Below are 2,408 nucleotides of genomic sequence, written 5' to 3'. Positions count from 1 at the left end.
CGGCACCGGCGTCCCCCGCGAGCCGGGCCGGCGGCACCACCCGAGCCGTGCCGCCGGCCCGGCCTCCGTCATCCGGACGCCGAGGCGGCGTCCTTCCCCGGGCGCCGGACGGGCCGCCCGGACGGCCCGAGCGGAAGGGAGGTGGGAGCCAGTCCCGAGACGAACCGGCGTCCAGCCGGTGAACCATCGGCGGCCGGAACTCCGTCCGACCCCCGTCCCGGCCGCCTGCGCAGTGAACGCTTCCCCCGGTGCGGATCACCCAGGGAGGCGTTCGGCAGGGATCACTGCGGAGCCGGGCCCGTGGAGGCGCCACGCCCCCACGGGCCCCGGTTCACAGTTTCCGGCGCCAGACCTGCCCGTGGACGACGTCCCCGAAGCGTTCCACCGGGGGCTCCTCCTCTTCCAGAGTGAATCCGGCCCGCTCGTAGACGCGGTGCGCCGGACGCTGGAGCGCGGTCGTCCACAGCATGATCTCGGAGTACCCGGCGTCGGCGGCGAAGCGGACGCACTCTCCGACCAGCGCGGCCCCGACGCCCATGCCGCGGGTGTCCGGCTCGACGTGCAGCAGCCGCAACTGCGCCACGTCGTCGTCCCGGCGGACGCAGAAGACACCGCCCACGCGGACACCGCCGGCCTCGGCGATCCAGGCGTTCTCCCGCTCCGGGTCGTGGTCCCGGACGTAATCGGCGACGACCTCGGCGACGAGCGCCTCATAGGTGCGGTCCCAGCCGCACTCCTCGTCGTAGAGGGCGCCGTTGCGCTCCACCACCCAGCCGAGATCCCCTTGGCGCAGGGGACGCAGGACGAGGCCGCCGGCGCGGGGACGATCTCCGAGGACCTCGTGGATCGAGCGCATCGCGGCCAGGAGGCGCCGCCGGTCGCCGTCGGGCAGCCCGTCCAGCATTCCGCGGATGTCGGCGACCGACCGCTCGTCGAGCATGCCGAACACCTCGCGGCCCCGCGGGGTGAGCCGGACGATCCGCCGGCGGCCGTCGCCGGCCGCCCGTTCCCGCTCGACCAGCCCGTCGGCCTCGAACCGGGCCAGCATCCGGCTGAGGTAGCCCGGATCGAGGCCGAGCGCGCGGCGCAGCGCGAGGACCTCGGTGTCGGCCTCCTGGGCCAACTCGAAGATCACCCAGGCCTCGGTGAGGGAGTACGGCGTCTGGACGAGCCCTTCCCCGAGCACGCCGATCACCCCGGTGTAGAACCGGTTGAACGACCGGACCGTGCCGATCTCCTCCACGGTCACCGCCATGCCCGCCTCCTAACGTTTGACTCGGTCAAATATTAGGGGACGCGGCGGCGCCCATCCAGTGCGGGACGACGGCCGTCAGGCGCTCGCTTCGGCCTTCGCGCCGCCCAGGGCCCGCGCGTCCTGGACGATCCTGCGCTCGACGACGAAGGTCATCAGCGGCACGATGCCGCCGAGCACGATCACGGCCATCCTGCTCAGCGGCCAGCCGGTCCGCCGCCACAGGTCGTAGGCGCCCGCCAGGTAGACCATGTAGAAGAAGCCATGGAGCGGCGAGACGACGGCCACCATCTCCGGCATGTCGGTCGGCCCGTACTTCAGGACCATGCCGATCGTCAGCAGCACCAGCAGCGTGCCGACCACCACCGCCAGGATCCGGTACCTGGTCACCGCGCCTTCCACAGATCACACCTTTCGTCGACGTCCGCACGGGACGGTCTTGGCGGGACCGCCCGCAGGGGACGGACCGCAGCGGCCACATGGCCGGGTCAGCGGCGCGCGCCGCCGGAGCCGAGCCGCGCGAGGTAGCGGTTGTAGGCGGCGAGCGCGGGGTCCTCTTCCTCCTGCTGCCGGATGATCTCCCGCTTGACCTCGGCCTCCGCGGGCTCCTCGATCTCCTTGGGCGCCGGGGCGACGCCCGCCCGCTCGTCGCGGATCATCTTGACCCACATGACGACCACGAAGAGCGCGAAGATCGGCCACTCGAAGGTGTAGGCCCAGCTGCGGTCGTTGCCGCTCTGGGCGCGGTCGAACTGCCACCAGCCGAAGCCGAGGAACGCGCCGCACAGAACGATCGCGAGCACATGCAGCGCGAGCCAGCCTGGGGTGAGGAACCGTCGCACAACCCTGAGCCTACCCCCGGGTCCGCGTGACCCGCTCACGACCCCGTCCCGGCACATCAAGGGCGTCCACCGCACCTTGCAACGTGAGGAGGGACGGCGGTGTTGGAAGGAAGGTCGGACCCGCATGGGACGCTGAACACACCGGAAGGAGCGCACGATGACCAAGACCCTCGCGTTCGGCACGGTCGACACCGTGCTCGGCCGCCTGCTCGTCGCGGTGACCGAGGCGGGCGTCGTCTCGCTGCACTTCCGCGACACCCCCGCCGCCCGCGCCCGGACGGCCAAGGCGGTGGGCCTCCCCGTCGTGGACTCCC

The 2,408-nt window shown here is 72.4% G+C and carries 3 protein-coding genes; all 3 read right to left on the bottom strand.

Going from position 1 to position 2,408, the window contains the following annotated elements; all coding sequences use genetic code 11:
- Nucleotides 1-331 precede the first annotated feature (331 nt).
- A complete protein-coding gene (locus E1281_RS39145) occupies nucleotides 332-1,255 on the bottom strand; it encodes a helix-turn-helix domain-containing GNAT family N-acetyltransferase (RefSeq protein WP_131884735.1) in 924 nt (307 codons plus the stop codon).
- Nucleotides 1,256-1,330: 75 nt separating this feature from the next.
- On the bottom strand, nucleotides 1,331-1,654 hold the full coding sequence (locus tag E1281_RS39140) for a DUF3817 domain-containing protein (protein ID WP_131884734.1): 324 nt from the start codon (nucleotides 1,652-1,654) through the stop codon (nucleotides 1,331-1,333).
- An 86-nt stretch (nucleotides 1,655-1,740) separates the two neighbouring features.
- Nucleotides 1,741-2,094: a hypothetical protein gene (locus tag E1281_RS39135; RefSeq protein ID WP_131884733.1), complete on the bottom strand. Its 354-nt coding sequence runs from the start codon at nucleotides 2,092-2,094 to the stop codon at nucleotides 1,741-1,743.
- Nucleotides 2,095-2,408 lie beyond the last annotated feature (314 nt).

The sequence above is a fragment of the Actinomadura sp. KC345 genome, assembly GCF_004348515.1.
Classification (GTDB): Bacteria; Actinomycetota; Actinomycetes; order Streptosporangiales; family Streptosporangiaceae; genus Spirillospora.
This window is presented reverse-complemented; position numbering and strand designations above follow the sequence as displayed.